We start from the raw sequence: 15,902 nt of genomic DNA, 5'->3' as shown, positions 1-15,902 counted from the left end.
CAATCGGAAGTGAAACATCTTCGGGTTGTGAGGTTAAGCGACTAAGCGTACACGGTGGATGCCCTGGCAGTCAGAGGCGATGAAGGACGTGCTAATCTGCGAAAAGCGCCGGCGAGGTGATATGAACCTTTGACCCGGCGATGTCCGAATGGGGAAACCCAGTGTGATTCGTCACACTATCGTTAACTGAATACATAGGTTAACGAGGCGAACCGGGGGAACTGAAACATCTAAGTACCCCGAGGAAAAGAAATCAACCGAGATTCCCCCAGTAGCGGCGAGCGAACGGGGAGCAGCCCAGAGTCTGAATCAGCTTGTGTGTTAGTGGAAGCGTCTGGAAAGTCGCACGGTACAGGGTGACAGTCCCGTACACGAAAATGCACAGGTTGTGAACTCGAAGAGTAGGGCGGGACACGTGGTATCCTGTCTGAATATGGGGGGACCATCCTCCAAGGCTAAATACTCCTGACTGACCGATAGTGAACCAGTACCGTGAGGGAAAGGCGAAAAGAACCCCGGCGAGGGGAGTGAAAAAGAACCTGAAACCGTGTACGTACAAGCAGTGGGAGCACCTTCGTGGTGTGACTGCGTACCTTTTGTATAATGGGTCAGCGACTTATATTCTGTAGCAAGGTTAACCGTATAGGGGAGCCGAAGGGAAACCGAGTCTTAACTGGGCGTTAAGTTGCAGGGTATAGACCCGAAACCCGGTGATCTAGCCATGGGCAGGTTGAAGGTTGGGTAACACTAACTGGAGGACCGAACCGACTAATGTTGAAAAATTAGCGGATGACTTGTGGCTGGGGGTGAAAGGCCAATCAAACCGGGAGATAGCTGGTTCTCCCCGAAAGCTATTTAGGTAGCGCCTCGTGAACTCATCTTCGGGGGTAGAGCACTGTTTCGGCTAGGGGGCCATCCCGGCTTACCAACCCGATGCAAACTACGAATACCGAAGAATGTTATCACGGGAGACACACGGCGGGTGCTAACGTCCGTCGTGAAGAGGGAAACAACCCAGACCGCCAGCTAAGGTCCCAAAGTCATGGTTAAGTGGGAAACGATGTGGGAAGGCACAGACAGCCAGGATGTTGGCTTAGAAGCAGCCATCATTTAAAGAAAGCGTAATAGCTCACTGGTCGAGTCGGCCTGCGCGGAAGATGTAACGGGGCTAAACCATGCACCGAAGCTGCGGCAGCGACACTATGTGTTGTTGGGTAGGGGAGCGTTCTGTAAGCCGTTGAAGGTGTGCTGTGAGGCATGCTGGAGGTATCAGAAGTGCGAATGCTGACATAAGTAACGATAAAGCGGGTGAAAAGCCCGCTCGCCGGAAGACCAAGGGTTCCTGTCCAACGTTAATCGGGGCAGGGTGAGTCGACCCCTAAGGCGAGGCCGAAAGGCGTAGTCGATGGGAAACAGGTTAATATTCCTGTACTTGGTGTTACTGCGAAGGGGGGACGGAGAAGGCTATGTTAGCCGGGCGACGGTTGTCCCGGTTTAAGCATGTAGGCGGAGGTTCCAGGTAAATCCGGTACCTTTTAACGCTGAGGTGTGATGACGAGGCACTACGGTGCTGAAGTAACAAATGCCCTGCTTCCAGGAAAAGCCTCTAAGCATCAGGTAACATTAAATCGTACCCCAAACCGACACAGGTGGTCAGGTAGAGAATACCAAGGCGCTTGAGAGAACTCGGGTGAAGGAACTAGGCAAAATGGTGCCGTAACTTCGGGAGAAGGCACGCTGATATGTAGGTGAAGCCCCTGCGGGTGGAGCTGAAATCAGTCGAAGATACCAGCTGGCTGCAACTGTTTATTAAAAACACAGCACTGTGCAAACACGAAAGTGGACGTATACGGTGTGACGCCTGCCCGGTGCCGGAAGGTTAATTGATGGGGTTAGCGGCAACGCGAAGCTCTTGATCGAAGCCCCGGTAAACGGCGGCCGTAACTATAACGGTCCTAAGGTAGCGAAATTCCTTGTCGGGTAAGTTCCGACCTGCACGAATGGCGTAATGATGGCCAGGCTGTCTCCACCCGAGACTCAGTGAAATTGAACTCGCTGTGAAGATGCAGTGTACCCGCGGCAAGACGGAAAGACCCCGTGAACCTTTACTATAGCTTGACACTGAACACTGGTCCTTGATGTGTAGGATAGGTGGGAGGCTTTGAAGCGTGGACGCCAGTCTGCGTGGAGCCGTCCTTGAAATACCACCCTTTAATGGCTGGTGTTCTAACGTAGACCCGTAATCCGGGTTGCGGACAGTGTCTGGTGGGTAGTTTGACTGGGGCGGTCTCCTCCCAAAGAGTAACGGAGGAGCACGAAGGTTAGCTAATCCTGGTCGGACATCAGGAGGTTAGTGCAATGGCATAAGCTAGCTTGACTGCGAGAGTGACGGCTCGAGCAGGTGCGAAAGCAGGTCATAGTGATCCGGTGGTTCTGAATGGAAGGGCCATCGCTCAACGGATAAAAGGTACTCCGGGGATAACAGGCTGATACCGCCCAAGAGTTCATATCGACGGCGGTGTTTGGCACCTCGATGTCGGCTCATCACATCCTGGGGCTGAAGTAGGTCCCAAGGGTATGGCTGTTCGCCATTTAAAGTGGTACGCGAGCTGGGTTTAGAACGTCGTGAGACAGTTCGGTCCCTATCTGCCGTGGGCGCTGGAGAATTGAGGGGGGCTGCTCCTAGTACGAGAGGACCGGAGTGGACGCATCACTGGTGTTCGGGTTGTCATGCCAATGGCACTGCCCGGTAGCTAAATGCGGAAAAGATAAGTGCTGAAAGCATCTAAGCACGAAACTTGCCCCGAGATGAGTTCTCCCTGAGACTTTAAGTCTCCTGAAGGAACGTTGAAGACGACGACGTTGATAGGTCGGGTGTGTAAGCGCAGCGATGCGTTGAGCTAACCGATACTAATGAACCGTGAGGCTTAACCTTACAACGCCGAAGATGTTTTGGCGACGAGACGAACAATCAAAATTCAGCCTTGATACAGATAAACAGAATTTGCCTGGCGGCTTTAGCGCGGTGGTCCCACCTGACCCCATGCCGAACTCAGAAGTGAAACGCCGTAGCGCCGATGGTAGTGTGGGGTCTCCCCATGTGAGAGTAGGGAACTGCCAGGCATCAAACAAGTGAAGAGGCCATCCGAAAGGATGGCCTTTTTGCGTTTATACGCTGCACAAACTGATCCCCCATCACCCTGCTTATACGGTAAACTACCTGCGTTTTTGCATCAGGATAGCGTCTATGAACCACTCCCTTAAGCCCTGGAATACCTTTGGCATTCAACGCAATGCTAATCAAATTGTACGTGCCGATACTGCACAGCAGCTGCTGGATGCATGGCAAAGCGCAACAGAAAAAAACGAACCCGTACTGATTCTGGGCGAAGGAAGTAATGTCCTGTTTCTCGACGATTTTGCGGGAACGGTGATCGTTAACCGCATCATGGGAATTGATGTGGAAGAGCGTGCCGACAGCTGGCACGTGCACGTGGGGGCTGGTGAAAACTGGCACCACCTGGTGCAGTTTACCCTCGAAAAAGGGATGGCGGGTCTGGAAAACCTTGCGCTTATTCCAGGCTGCGCCGGATCGTCACCCATTCAGAACATCGGCGCCTACGGCATCGAACTGAAACATGTCTGTGAATATGTCGACTGCATCGAGCTGGCGACCGGAACGGCGACGCGTTTAACCGCAGAACAGTGCCGTTTTGGCTATCGTGACAGTATCTTCAAACATGAATATCAGGATCGCTACGTGATTGTCGCCGTGGGTTTGCGTCTGTCGAAGAACTGGCAGCCCGTATTGACCTACGGGGATTTAACGCGTCTCGATCCGGCTACCGTTACCGCACGCGACGTTTTTGACTCTGTTTGCCATATGCGGATGACCAAGCTTCCCGATCCCAAAGTTAACGGAAATGCAGGGAGCTTCTTTAAAAACCCGGTGATCAGCGGCGAAAATGCCCGACGTTTTCTGGAGGAGTGGCCAACCGCGCCACATTACCCTCAGGCGGATGGCAGCGTGAAGCTGGCAGCAGGATGGCTTATCGATCAATGCCAGCTAAAAGGCACTTCAGTCGGTGGGGCAGCCGTTCACCGACAGCAGGCTCTGGTGCTGATTAACCAACACGATGCAACCAGCGACGATGTGGTACAGCTGGCTCACTACGTTCGCCAGCGTGTCGGCGAAAAATTTAACGTCTGGCTGGAGCCAGAAGTCCGCTTCATTGGTCGCACAGGTGAAGTCAACGCTGTGGAGACTATCGCATGAAGGACAATACGGTCCCGTTAACCCTGATTAGTATCCTGGCGGATGGTGAATTTCATTCCGGCGAGCAACTGGGTGAACAGCTGGGCATGAGCCGTGCCGCCATTAACAAGCACATCCAGACGCTCCGTGACTGGGGTGTTGATGTGTTTACGGTTCCCGGAAAAGGCTACAGCCTGCCGGAGCCGATTCAGTTGCTGAATGAAGACGCGATCCGCAGCCAGATTGGACATGGCAACGTGGCGGTGCTGCCGGTGATTGACTCGACGAACCAGTATCTGCTGGATCGTCTGCCTGAGCTCAAATCCGGCGATGCCTGTGTAGCTGAATATCAACAGGCCGGTCGCGGCCGTCGTGGCCGCAAGTGGTTTTCACCCTTTGGCGCCAACCTCTATCTGTCCATGTACTGGCGACTCGATCAGGGCCCAGCCGCTGCCATTGGCCTGAGTCTGGTCATCGGTATCGTCATGGCAGAGGTGCTGCACGATCTGGGTGCAGATCAAGTGCGTGTTAAATGGCCTAACGATCTGTACCTCAACGATCGTAAACTTGCCGGGATTCTGGTCGAACTGACGGGCAAAACGGGCGATGCGGCGCAGATCGTCATTGGCGCGGGCCTCAATATGGTGATGCGCAATGTCCAGAATGACGTGGTAAATCAGGCCTGGACTAACCTCCAGGAGGCGGGGATCGTCATCGATCGTAACACCCTTGCCGTACGTATGATTAAAGAGCTGCGCAGCTCGCTCACGCTTTTTGAGCAGGAAGGGCTGGCACCGTTCCTGTCGCGTTGGGAAAAGCTGGATAACTTTATCAACCGCCCGGTGAAATTGCTGATTGGTGATAAAGAGATCTACGGCACTTCCCGCGGTATTGACGCTCAGGGCGCGCTGCTCCTGGAGCAGGATGGCGTGATCAAACCCTGGGTGGGCGGTGAGATTTCTCTGCGGAGTGCCGAATAACCGGATGGAGTGAATGATGCGAAAACCCGTCTGCGCGACGCTGGCCGTCATGATGAGCTTGTTGTTCTCACCCCTCTCTCAGGCGGGACAGGCCTGGGAGAGTTACAAAGCACGCTTTTTCAAACCGGAAGGCCGCATTGTCGATACCGGCAATGGCGGCGTGTCGCATACGGAAGGTCAGGGCTTTGCCATGCTGATGGCAGTCGCCAACGACGATAAGGCCACGTTCGATAAGCTCTGGCAATGGACAAACCGTGAGCTGAAGAACAAAGAGAACGGTCTGTTTTACTGGCGCTATAACCCCGCAGAGTCCAACCCGGTCGCGGACAAAAACAACGCCGCCGATGGCGATGTGCTGATTGCCTGGGCGCTGCTTAAAGCCGATGCCCGCTGGCATGACAAACGCTACAGCGCCGCATCGGATGCCATTACAAAAGCGCTGGTTGCTCATAGCGTCATCCGCTATGCGGGTTACCGCGTGATGCTGCCCGGCGTCCAGGGATTTAAGCTTGACGGTGAAGTGGTCCTTAATCCTTCCTATTTTGTGTTTCCGGCCTGGCAGGCCTTCGCCGGACGCAGTCATTTGCCGGTCTGGCGCGATTTGATTAAGGACGGGAAACGACTGTTGGGGAAAATGGGCTCGGGTAAAGCGAATCTGCCCGCTGACTGGGTCTCGCTGACATCAGATGGCAAGCTGGAACCGGCCAAAGGCTGGCCGCCGCGAATGAGCTATGACGCGATTCGTATTCCGCTGTACGTTGCCTGGTCTGATAAACAAAGCCCGCTTCTGGCGCCGTGGAAAGCGTGGTTTGGGCAATTCCCCCGGGAGCAAACGCCCGCCTGGGTTAACGTCACCACTAACGAATATGCGCCTTACATGATGGAAGGCGGCCTGTTGGCTGTACGCGATTTAACGATGGGGCAGCCTTCCGGAGAACCCGAAATCACCTCTAAAGACGACTACTATTCGGCAAGTCTGAAAATGCTGGTGTGGATTTCAGCGCAATAATCACGCACTGGCTATCCCCTCTCCCCGATGGGGAGAGGGTTAGGGTGAGGGGGAAATCAGTTACTGCGGATACGGTACCCAATCCCCGCCGTTCAGGCGAACGTACGGTTTGTTCTGATACTGAATCACCACCGCGTTGGCGTTCTCGGAGACTTCTGCCGTTTGCGGCAGTTTGCTGGTGAGCTGATCCCAGTTCACGCTATCTTCCACAAACAGCTTCCCGTCAACGGCACGGGCAACCAGTTCTGAGATTGCCAGATAGCTGGTCGGCTGGGTGATTTCAATCGGTGCGCCCTGATGGGGTGCCTTCATCCCAAAGAACTTGATGCCAGCAGGCACGTTGGTAATCGACGGGCTTGGGATATCACGCAGACCTGACACCTGCATTCTGTCGCCTTTCAGCGCGCCACCGTGCTCAGGTACCACAACCACCATTACTTTACGGCCTGATTTTTCCAGCTCCGTAAAGAACGCGTCCAGCTCGTCGAAGAGTTTCTGCGCACGCACTTTATAATCCGCCGTTTTGCTCACGCCCGGGAAGTGGTTACCGTCGTGGAGCGGCAGGGTGTTAAAGAACGTCGCGCTGCGGGGATTACTGTCTTTTTCGATGGTCTGCAGCCAGCGTTGCAGGACAGCGGAATCGTCATAGACGGGCGAGCCGTCGAAGCCCAGCAGAGAGACAGGAAGACCGGTTTGATCCATCAGCGGTGCCTGCATACCCCCCTGTTCGCGCACCTCTTTCAGGAAGTTGCCGAACTGGCCGTTATGCCCCAGCATCAGATGCTGCGTAAAGCCCAGTTTGGCGAGGTTATCGAACAGATAACACTGGTTGCCGGCGGGTTGATACAGATTCTTATGCGATGCCTGACCGCAGCTTGCACGCAGCAGGCGGATGGCTGCCGGGCCGCTGTAAGAGGTGGCAGAGTTGAAATCTTTAAACTGAATGTCGAAATGAGACCACAGCGGATGAGACGTCAAACCTGCAGCGTCCACGTCTGCCCAGGAGAGCGAGCAGATGTTGATCACCAGCAGTTCAAACGGCTGAGCATCCGCCGGCAGCGCATCCGGGAATTTCGTCTGTCGTTTGTCTTCCGCGGTATAGAAACTGGAGAGCCAGGCGTTCAGGTTCGTGGAGGTCGGCGGTGCGGTCTGGGTTGGGATATCGCCCACCACAGGCGTATCGCCTGCCGTGGTGACGGTGGCCGCCGCGCTTCCCCCGGTGGTGGTCACCGTGGTGGTCGGTTGACCGGCAGGCCACAGCGAAAAGTTTGGCCCAGCCAGCGTCAGCACGTTAAGCCAGATCATAATCGCGACGACAAACACCGTGACGCGGATCCACTGTGACAGGAACAGCCAGGCAACCAGCAGCACAAATACCGCGCCTATCATCTGCCAGTTAATAAACCGCTCGGTCAGATCGAGGATATAGCTGGCGCTAAAGCCTGCCACCTGTGAGCCCTGGCTCATAATGCTGTCCGGCCCCGGTAACCAGGTATCATGCCAGAACAGCGCAAAGCCGAGAGGGATGGCTATCCAGTGACGTAAGCGATGCAGCCTGATATTCGGCAGGGGCATCAGCAGGAAGGCCATAAATACCAGGTTAAGAAGGGGATGGAAATTCAGATAGCCTGCCCACAGCAGACCAAACTTCACCAGAAAGTAGAAGTTCCAGCCGGAAAGGCCGCGCCAGTATTGCCAGAGCGGCGAGGGTGACGAAGCGGTATAGGTAGAATTAGTCATGTTTTCGGTCTGCCTTGACGTGTGATGCCCGTGTCAGTGTTCCGGCTGGTTTTACATAGCGAGGTTTTATAAACAGCACTCTGGCCGTATCACGGATACGACGTATGGAATGGCGTGCATAGTAGCCAAGCGGGAAAAAGATCAGCGCACAGACTATAACCAGTTGAATGATATCGCTGATATTCATGATGGTGCGTTCTCCGCGTTGTCCGTTAATAAGCGAAGGGGCTCCGGAACCCGACGCCAGACATGTCCATCATGTCTGGCATTGAGGATCGGTTTCGCATCGCTCTTGATCGCGAGCGGTTTAGCCCATTGTTCAGGCTGGAGCGCACGCATCTGCACCAGCTCCGCGCTGATCGTATTATCTTCGAACCAAATCATACGGTTCGAGAAAATATCCCCGGTAGGCAGGGGGAAGATATGGTTAAGCGCCGTATCGAGGTCGTTTACCCGGCAGAAGGACAAAAACAGCACCAGGCGATTGTCGCCAATGGTCATGATGTCACCCGTACGATTGGGGCGACACAAGGTGAGTGCCTGTTCAACGCGGATACCGGGTACAGGACGCAGGGCAACCATAACCCCTTTTCCGTCAGCAGGAAGAAGCGTATTGCTCATCATGTTGCCGACGGCGTCGCAGAAGGTATCCCATTTTTGGTATCCACGCAGCTTCATCGGCTGCGTCATAGAGAGCAGCGTAGAAATGTCTTCCGGTACATGGCGGCTAAACTGCTGGCCCTGAACGCTTTCGATCAGCGTCAGGCAGCGTGACAGCGGCGCGTTCCAGGGAATGACCATATTTGCACCACAGCCCAGAAGCAGACGCTCATCGGTGGCGCGCAGGCTGGTATTGTTTTCGCGCACGATGATCTTTAACGCGCTTCCGCGCTGGCGGCGCAAGGTGTGGATCTGCCTTGCCAGCGTCTCAATCTGGTTATTTTGCATCAATGAGAAGATAAGGGTTGCCGCCTGGGTTGTGCGGGCTTCGTGGAAAAGGTCTTCGTTAGATTCAAACAGCGACCAGTTTTCCGACAGGGCGGGCGCCCCTTCTAAAACCGCGATATGGCTCAGGATGCGTTTTTCATCACTGCGCGGCTGCACCACGGTTTCTTCCTGCTGTGCCAGGTGCCACTTACCCTCGATGTGTTTCAGCGTAAGTTGTTGCCTGGCGCTCACGCCTTTTTCATTACACCAGAAGGCAATATCGTAGAGATAGCTGCCCACCTGGTCACGAACACTTGCCAGACCGAACAGGGAACGATATTCACCCATTAAAAGTGAGAACAGCTTGTCATTATTACTGCCGGGATTGACTATCAATAGCGTGCAATTTTGAAATTTTGCCCATTTATTGATTTTTTCCAGCCACGGCAGCAGTTTTTCAGCAGGGATATTTTGCAGGACGTTATTTGCACATTTAAGGATCACCAAATAGTGATCAGGATCAATAGTGCACTGAACGTCGCGGGACAAAAAGTATAGACTATCGGCATCCGATGTCATGGAAAATAATCGCACTGTCTGAGGCCCGCGATCGTTTTCCAGCGTGATAATTTTCTTCGGTTCTTCGCCCATGCTAATGACGGCCACGCGGGAATCCTTATCCTGGGCAGCAATTGTCTGGTTTACCAGACTGATAGCATCTTCATTTCGGTCCGTATTAATCCACCAGACTCCTCCGACTGGCATGTGGCTCAATTCGTCCCATAATGACTGGATGCCAATAGAAAATATGGAGTCCACGGTGTCCCTCTTTTCGTCTAATTTATCTGTATCTCAGTTTACTAGCGAAAGCGTAGAAATAAACCTAACATTGAAATTAAAGAACATCAGATTTAGCATGTAAATGAAATTTGTCAGGGCAGGAAGCCCCGCAACTTCTTTAGCGTGCGATTTTCCTTAAAGGGATGGAAAAAGAATGGATAATAATGAACCCGGTACCCCAGTCGACTCGACCCTGGGTTACACATTCCAAAACGATTTTCTGGCGCTGACGCAGGCCTTTTCTTTACCTGAAATAGATTACACCGATATTTCCCAGCGGGAACAGTTGGCCGCGGCTATTAAACGCTGGCCGTTATTAGCTGAATTCGCCCATCAACAATAAGGGAGCCATTGATGGCCATACTCGGATTACAGGGTGTCCGTGGGGGTGTGGGTACCACATCTGTTACCGCGGCGCTGGCGTGGTCATTACAGCTTTTAGGTGAATCGGTGCTGGTTATTGACGCCTGCGCCGATAATTTACTGCGTATGTCGTTTAACGTCGACTTTACTCGCGAAGAGGGCTGGGCCCGCGCGCTGCTTGACGATAAAGACTGGCAGGATGCAGGTTTGCGCTATACCTCCCTTCTTGACCTGCTGCCGTTTGGTCAACTGACCACCACGGAACGCGAAAATGAAGCCGCATACCAGCGCCTGTTTTCGCAATTTACGCTGGCGCTGCAGAGCCTGAAGGAAAAGGGGCACTACAAGTGGATCCTGCTGGATCTGCCGCACGGTGCCGGCACGCTGACCCGACAGCTTATCGCGCAGTGCGATCATGTCCTCTCGATCGTTAACGTCGATGCGAACTGCCATATCCGCCTGCATCAGCAGGGGCTACCTCAAAATGGCCATATCCTGATTAACGATTTGCGCATAGGCAGCCAGATCCAGGACGATCTGTATCAGGTCTGGCTGCAGAGCCAGCGCCGCCTGCTTCCCATTGTCATCCATCGTGATGAGGGCATGGCGGAATGCCTTGCGTCGAAGCAACCGCTCGGCGAATACCGCAGCGATTCACTGGCGGCAGAAGAGATCCTGACGCTGGCTAACTGGTGTCTGCTGAACTTCGCCAATCGGGCGGAGCATGCAGGGAGTGATGTATGAGTCGTCTCGCCAGCTGGTTACTCATCCCACCGGTCAGTTCGCGTTTGAGCGAACATTACCGGCATTTTCGCCGTCACGGCGCGTCGGCATTCAGCGCCGCGCTCGGCTGTTTCTGGATGATTCTGGCCTGGATGTTTATTCCACTCGAACACCCGCGCTGGCAGCGCATACGTGCCCGGCACAGTGAACTGTATCCGCACATTAATCCTGACCGGCCGCGTCCACTGGATCCGGCGCGTTATCTCATTCAGGCCATCTGGCTGGTGGCGACCTCATCCCGCGCGGAGATAAAAACGCCGCACTGGCGGAGCTTCTCCCGCGTGCAGCAGTTACGTGAACGCTACCATCAGTGGCTGGACAGGCTCCCCAACAGCGTCAGCGATAAGACCAGCCATCTGGATAACCACAAAGAGCTCGGGCATCTCCACCCGGGCTTGCGGCGTTTTATCCTCGGCGTGATCGTTGTGTTCTCGCTCATTCTGGCGCTGGTCTGTATTACGCAGCCTTTCAACCCTCTGGCGCAGTTCACTTTCCTGATCCTGCTGTGGGGCGTGGCGCTACTGGTGCGCCGAATTCCGGGCCGCTTCTCGGCGCTGATGCTGATCGTGTTGTCGCTGACCGTCTCCTGCCGCTACATCTGGTGGCGTTATACCTCGACGCTGAACTGGGACGACCCGGTGAGTCTGGTGTGCGGCCTGGTGCTGCTGTTTGCTGAAACCTATGCCTGGATTGTGCTGGTGCTGGGCTATTTCCAGGTGATTTGGCCGCTCAACCGCCAGCCGGTTCCGCTGCCAAAGGACACGACCCAGTGGCCAACCGTCGATCTCTTCGTGCCGACCTACAACGAAGACCTGAGCGTGGTGAAGAACACCATCTATGCCGCGCTGGGCATCGACTGGCCGAAAGATAAGCTTAAGGTCTGGATCCTGGATGACGGCAACCGTCCGGCGTTCCGCCAGTTCGCGGAGGAGGTCGGCGTCGAATACATCGCCCGTCCGACGCATGAACACGCTAAGGCGGGGAACATCAACAACGCGTTGAAGTATGCCACCGGGGAGTTTGTTTCGATCTTTGACTGCGACCACGTGCCGACGCGCTCGTTCCTGCAGATGACCATGGGCTGGTTCCTGAAGGAAAAAGAGCTGGCGATGATGCAGACGCCGCACCACTTCTTCTCGCCGGACCCGTTTGAACGTAACCTTGGCCGTTTCCGTAAGACCCCGAACGAAGGCACGCTGTTCTATGGCCTGGTTCAGGACGGAAACGACATGTGGGACGCCACCTTCTTCTGCGGCTCATGCGCGGTTATCCGCCGTAAACCGCTGGATGAAATTGGTGGTATCGCCGTCGAGACGGTCACCGAAGATGCGCACACCTCGCTGCGCCTGCACCGTCGTGGCTATACCTCAGCCTATATGCGCATTCCGCAGGCTGCTGGCCTCGCAACGGAGTCACTGTCGGCGCACATTGGCCAGCGTATTCGCTGGGCGCGCGGCATGGTGCAGATTTTCCGTCTCGATAACCCCCTGATCGGGAAAGGACTCAAGCTGGCGCAGCGTCTCTGCTACGTCAACGCCATGTTCCACTTCTTGTCCGGTATCCCGCGACTGATCTTCCTGACCGCGCCGCTGGCGTTCCTGCTCCTTCACGCTTATATCATCTACGCTCCCGCGCTGATGATTGCGCTGTTTGTTCTGCCGCACATGATCCACGCGAGCCTGACGAACTCGAAGATACAGGGTAAATACCGCCACTCCTTCTGGAGTGAAATCTACGAAACGGTGCTGGCCTGGTACATCGCGCCGCCGACGATGGTGGCGCTGATTAACCCGCACAAAGGTAAATTCAACGTCACCGCGAAGGGCGGGCTGGTGGAGGAGGAGTACGTCGACTGGGTGATCTCCCGGCCGTATATCTTCCTGGTGCTGCTGAATATCGTGGGCGTCATTGCGGGTATCTGGCGCTACTTCTACGGTCCGGAAAACGAAATCCTGACCGTCTTCGTCAGTATGGCCTGGGTCTTCTACAACCTGATTATCCTCGGCGGCGCGGTGGCGGTGTCGGTGGAGAGCAAACAGGTTCGTCGCGCACATCGCGTGGAAATCTGCATGCCTGCGGCGATTGCCCGTGAAGATGGCCATCTCTTCTCCTGTACCGTGCACGACTTCTCTGACGGCGGTCTGGGGATCAAAATCAACGGCCAGGCGAAGGTGCTGGAAGGGCAGAAAGTTAACCTGCTGCTTAAGCGCGGTCAGCAGGAGTATGTCTTCCCCACGCAGGTCGTTCGCGTGGTGGGCAATGAAGTCGGCCTGCAGCTGATGCCGTTGACCAAAAAGCAACATATCGATTTTGTGCAGTGTACGTTTGCCCGCGCGGATACGTGGGCTCTCTGGCAGGACAGCTTCCCGGAAGATAAACCTCTGGAAAGCCTGCTGGATATTCTGAAGCTGGGGTTCCGTGGCTATCGTCACCTTGCAGAATTTGCCCCGTCGTCGGTGAAATTAATTTTCCGGTCACTTACTTCGCTGGTTTCCTGGGTCGTGTCGTTCATTCCTCGTCGTCCTGAGCGGGATGAGGCGAAGCAGGCGGACCCGGTTATGGCTCAACAATGATGATAACGCGATGAAAACAAAACTTTCCTGGTTATGTGCAGTGGCAATGGGGATGAATGCGCTCCCCGCAACAATGGCTAACGCGGCCCCGGGTAACGCAGCGGCAACGCCTGCGCCAACCGTACCTGTCGTCGCGCAAGCAACCGATCCGGTTGTCACCGCGGCACCCGGTCAAACGGAAAACATCCTGCCGAACCAGCCAACGGAGGGGAATACCCTGCCGGCAGACGGCCAGGTCATCGGGCAGGTCATGCCGGGCGTTCGCGGGGCGAATGCGCCCGTCGTTGCGGACAATGCGCCGTCGCGTGACGTGAAACTGACCTTCGCGCAAATTGCGCCGCCTCCGGGCAGCATGGTGCTGCGCGGCATCAACCCTAACGGCGGCATTGAATTTGGCATGCGCAGCGATGAGGTTGTCTCTAATGCGGTGCTGAATCTTGAATACACGCCGTCACCGTCGCTGCTGCCGACCCAGTCTCAGCTGAAGGTCTATCTGAATGACGAACTGATGGACGTTCTGCCGGTCACGAAAGAGCAGCTCGGCAAGAAAACGCAGGCTCAGGTGCCGATCAACCCGCTGTTCATCACCGACTTTAACCGTATTCGCCTGGAATTTGTCGGTCACTACCGCGATGTCTGCGAAAACCCGGCCAGCAACACGCTGTGGATGGACGTCGGGCGTAACTCCTCGCTGCAGATGACCTACCAGTCGCTGGCGCTGAAAAACGATCTCTCAGCCTTCCCGGTTCCGTTCTTCGATCCGCGTGATAACCGTCCGCTCACGCTGCCGATGGTGTTTGCCTCTTCCCCGGACGTGACCGAGCAGCTGGCGGCCACCATTGTGGCGTCCTGGTTTGGTTCACGCGCGGGCTGGCGCGGCCAGAGCTTCCCGGCGATGTATGACAAGCTGCCGGACAGAAATGCCATTGTGTTTGCCACCAACACGAAACGCCCGGCTTTCCTGCGCGATCATCCGGACGTCAACGCGCCGACCGTTGAGATGATAAGCCACCCGGAAAACCCGTACGTGAAGCTGCTGGTGGTCTTTGGTCGTGATGATAAAGATCTGGTGCAGGCAGCAAAAGCGATTGCCCAGGGCAACGTCCTGTTCCGTGGCAACAGCGTGGTGATAGATGAGGTCAAGCCGCTGCTGGCGCGTAAACCGTATGATGCGCCAAACTGGGTGCGTACCGACCGTGCGGTCACCTTTGGCGAGCTGAAAACCTATGAAGAACAGCTGCAGGCGACGGGGCTTGAGCCCGCGCCGATTAGCCTGTCGCTGAATCTGCCGCCGGATCTGTACCTGCTGCGCACCAACGGCATTGATATCAATCTGAACTACCGCTATACCGCGCCAGCCACCAAAGACAGCTCGCGCATGGATATCAGCCTGAACAACCAGTTCCTGCAATCCTTCAGCCTGCAAAGCACGCAGGATACGAACCGCCTGATGCTTCGCCTGCCGGTGCTGCAGGGGCTGCTGGACGGTAAAACGGATGTCTCCATCCCGGCACTGAAGCTGGGCGCGATAAACCAGCTGCGCTTTGATTTCCAGTACATGAACCCAATGCCTGGCGGCTCGGCGGAAAACTGCATCACCTTCCAGCCGGTGCAGAACCACGTGGTGATTGGCGATGAGTCGACCATCGACTTCTCGAAGTACTATCACTTCCTGGCGATGCCGGACCTGCGCGCGTTTGCTAACGCGGGCTTCCCGTTCAGCCGCATGGCCGATCTCTCTGAGTCCATTGTGGTGATGCCAAAATCGCCAAGCGAAGGGCAGGTCACGACCCTGCTGGACGCCATGGCGACCGTTGGCGGACAAACAGGATTGCCGGCAATTAACGTCACGTTGACGGATGATGGCAGCCAGATTCAGAACAAAGACGCTGACATCATGGTAATCGGAACCATTCCGGATAAGCTGAAGGATGACAAACGTATCGATCTGCTGGTGAAAGCGGCCCAGTCCTGGGTTAACACGCCGCTGCGCCAGACCGAATTCCCGAGCATTATGCCGGATGTGAACGACCGTCAGGCCAGCGCGCAGACGACGATAACGTCTCAGGGGGCAATGGCTGCGGTGGTGGGCTTCCAGTCACCTTACAACGAACAGCGAAGCGTGGTGGCTCTCCTCGCGGACAGCCCGCGTGGGTATGAACTGCTCAATACGGCCATGAACGACAGCGGTAAACGTGCCGCGATGTTTGGTTCCGTGTCGGTGATCCGTGAGTCCGGCGTCAACAGCCTGCGCGTGGGCGATGTGTACTACGTAGGCCATCTGCCGTGGTTTGAACGCCTGTGGTATGCGCTGGCTAACCATCCGGTTCTGCTCGCTATCCTGGCTGCGGTTAGCGTGGTCTTGCTGGCATGGGTGCTGTGGCGTCTGCTGCGAATCATCAGCCGTCGTCGTCTGAACCCGGATGAGTAAG

Annotated in this window: 10 protein-coding genes and 2 rRNA genes; 9 read left to right on the top strand and 3 right to left on the bottom strand. The window is 55.5% G+C overall.

Features of this window, described 5'->3' with window-relative positions:
* Positions 1 to 31: 31 nt before the first annotated feature.
* The 5 genes from ACMGGQ_RS19910 to ACMGGQ_RS19890 all read left to right on the top strand — a co-directional run bounded on the left by ACMGGQ_RS19910 (position 32) and on the right by ACMGGQ_RS19890 (position 6,244).
* A 23S ribosomal RNA gene (locus ACMGGQ_RS19910) occupies positions 32 to 2,935 on the top strand.
* A 72-nt stretch (positions 2,936 to 3,007) separates the two neighbouring features.
* Positions 3,008 to 3,123 (top strand): 5S ribosomal RNA (gene rrf, locus ACMGGQ_RS19905).
* Positions 3,124 to 3,247: 124 nt separating this feature from the next.
* Complete coding sequence (gene murB / locus ACMGGQ_RS19900; protein WP_045909075.1) at positions 3,248 to 4,276, top strand: UDP-N-acetylmuramate dehydrogenase; 1,029 nt, start codon at positions 3,248 to 3,250, stop codon at positions 4,274 to 4,276.
* A complete protein-coding gene (gene birA, locus ACMGGQ_RS19895) occupies positions 4,273 to 5,235 on the top strand; it encodes a bifunctional biotin--[acetyl-CoA-carboxylase] ligase/biotin operon repressor BirA (RefSeq protein WP_104949911.1) in 963 nt (320 codons plus the stop codon). The genes murB and birA overlap by 4 nt, the downstream gene beginning before the upstream one ends.
* Before the next feature lie 16 nt (positions 5,236 to 5,251).
* Positions 5,252 to 6,244 (top strand): glycosyl hydrolase family 8, encoded by a 993-nt coding sequence (locus tag ACMGGQ_RS19890; protein ID WP_234085145.1) that lies wholly within the window; start codon positions 5,252 to 5,254, stop codon positions 6,242 to 6,244.
* A gap of 60 nt (positions 6,245 to 6,304) precedes the next feature.
* Here the strand turns inward: ACMGGQ_RS19890 and bcsG are convergent, their stop codons facing one another.
* From bcsG to bcsE, 3 genes are read right to left on the bottom strand one after another with little or no spacing between them, the layout of a single operon-like run.
* On the bottom strand, positions 6,305 to 7,984 hold the full coding sequence (gene bcsG / locus ACMGGQ_RS19885) for a cellulose biosynthesis protein BcsG (RefSeq protein ID WP_420290423.1): 1,680 nt from the start codon (positions 7,982 to 7,984) through the stop codon (positions 6,305 to 6,307).
* A complete protein-coding gene (gene bcsF, locus ACMGGQ_RS19880) occupies positions 7,977 to 8,171 on the bottom strand; it encodes a cellulose biosynthesis protein BcsF (RefSeq protein ID WP_045909071.1) in 195 nt (64 codons plus the stop codon). Before bcsF ends, bcsG begins: the two co-directional genes overlap by 8 nt.
* Positions 8,168 to 9,730 (bottom strand): cellulose biosynthesis c-di-GMP-binding protein BcsE, encoded by a 1,563-nt coding sequence (bcsE, locus tag ACMGGQ_RS19875; protein ID WP_420290422.1) that lies wholly within the window; start codon positions 9,728 to 9,730, stop codon positions 8,168 to 8,170. The genes bcsF and bcsE overlap by 4 nt, the downstream gene beginning before the upstream one ends.
* A 175-nt stretch (positions 9,731 to 9,905) precedes the next feature.
* Between bcsE and bcsR the strand changes: the two genes are divergently transcribed.
* From bcsR to bcsB, 4 genes are read left to right on the top strand one after another with little or no spacing between them, the layout of a single operon-like run.
* A complete protein-coding gene (bcsR, locus tag ACMGGQ_RS19870; protein WP_008503237.1) occupies positions 9,906 to 10,094 on the top strand; it encodes a cellulose biosynthesis protein BcsR in 189 nt (62 codons plus the stop codon).
* 11 nt (positions 10,095 to 10,105) lie between these two features.
* Positions 10,106 to 10,858 (top strand): cellulose biosynthesis protein BcsQ, encoded by a 753-nt coding sequence (bcsQ, locus tag ACMGGQ_RS19865; RefSeq protein WP_045909069.1) that lies wholly within the window; start codon positions 10,106 to 10,108, stop codon positions 10,856 to 10,858.
* A complete protein-coding gene (gene bcsA, locus ACMGGQ_RS19860; RefSeq protein WP_045909068.1) occupies positions 10,855 to 13,470 on the top strand; it encodes a UDP-forming cellulose synthase catalytic subunit in 2,616 nt (871 codons plus the stop codon). The genes bcsQ and bcsA overlap by 4 nt, the downstream gene beginning before the upstream one ends.
* Positions 13,471 to 13,480: 10 nt before the next feature.
* The gene (bcsB, locus tag ACMGGQ_RS19855; protein WP_420290421.1) at positions 13,481 to 15,901 is read left to right on the top strand and encodes a cellulose biosynthesis cyclic di-GMP-binding regulatory protein BcsB; all 2,421 of its coding nucleotides are present in this window, start codon (positions 13,481 to 13,483) and stop codon (positions 15,899 to 15,901) included.
* The last annotated feature ends 1 nt before the right edge of the window (position 15,902 follow it).

It is taken from the genome of Enterobacter sp. BNK-13 (genome assembly GCF_048685015.1).
Taxonomy (GTDB): domain Bacteria; phylum Pseudomonadota; class Gammaproteobacteria; order Enterobacterales; family Enterobacteriaceae; genus Enterobacter; species Enterobacter quasiroggenkampii.
This window is presented reverse-complemented; position numbering and strand designations above follow the sequence as displayed.

What these genes read in the sequence shown, in the direction of transcription:
- birA (WP_104949911.1), top strand. Translation starts at nt 4,273, where the DNA reads ATGAAGGACAATACGGTCCCGTTAACCCTGATTAGTATCCTGGCGGAT.
- bcsQ (WP_045909069.1), top strand. Translation starts at nt 10,106, where the DNA reads ATGGCCATACTCGGATTACAGGGTGTCCGTGGGGGTGTGGGTACCACA.
- bcsB (WP_420290421.1), top strand. Translation starts at nt 13,481, where the DNA reads ATGAAAACAAAACTTTCCTGGTTATGTGCAGTGGCAATGGGGATGAAT.
- bcsA (WP_045909068.1), top strand. Translation starts at nt 10,855, where the DNA reads ATGAGTCGTCTCGCCAGCTGGTTACTCATCCCACCGGTCAGTTCGCGT.
- ACMGGQ_RS19890 (WP_234085145.1), top strand. Translation starts at nt 5,252, where the DNA reads ATGCGAAAACCCGTCTGCGCGACGCTGGCCGTCATGATGAGCTTGTTG.
- murB (WP_045909075.1), top strand. Translation starts at nt 3,248, where the DNA reads ATGAACCACTCCCTTAAGCCCTGGAATACCTTTGGCATTCAACGCAAT.
- bcsG (WP_420290423.1), bottom strand. Translation starts at nt 7,984, where the DNA reads ATGACTAATTCTACCTATACCGCTTCGTCACCCTCGCCGCTCTGGCAA.
- bcsF (WP_045909071.1), bottom strand. Translation starts at nt 8,171, where the DNA reads ATGAATATCAGCGATATCATTCAACTGGTTATAGTCTGTGCGCTGATC.
- bcsR (WP_008503237.1), top strand. Translation starts at nt 9,906, where the DNA reads ATGGATAATAATGAACCCGGTACCCCAGTCGACTCGACCCTGGGTTAC.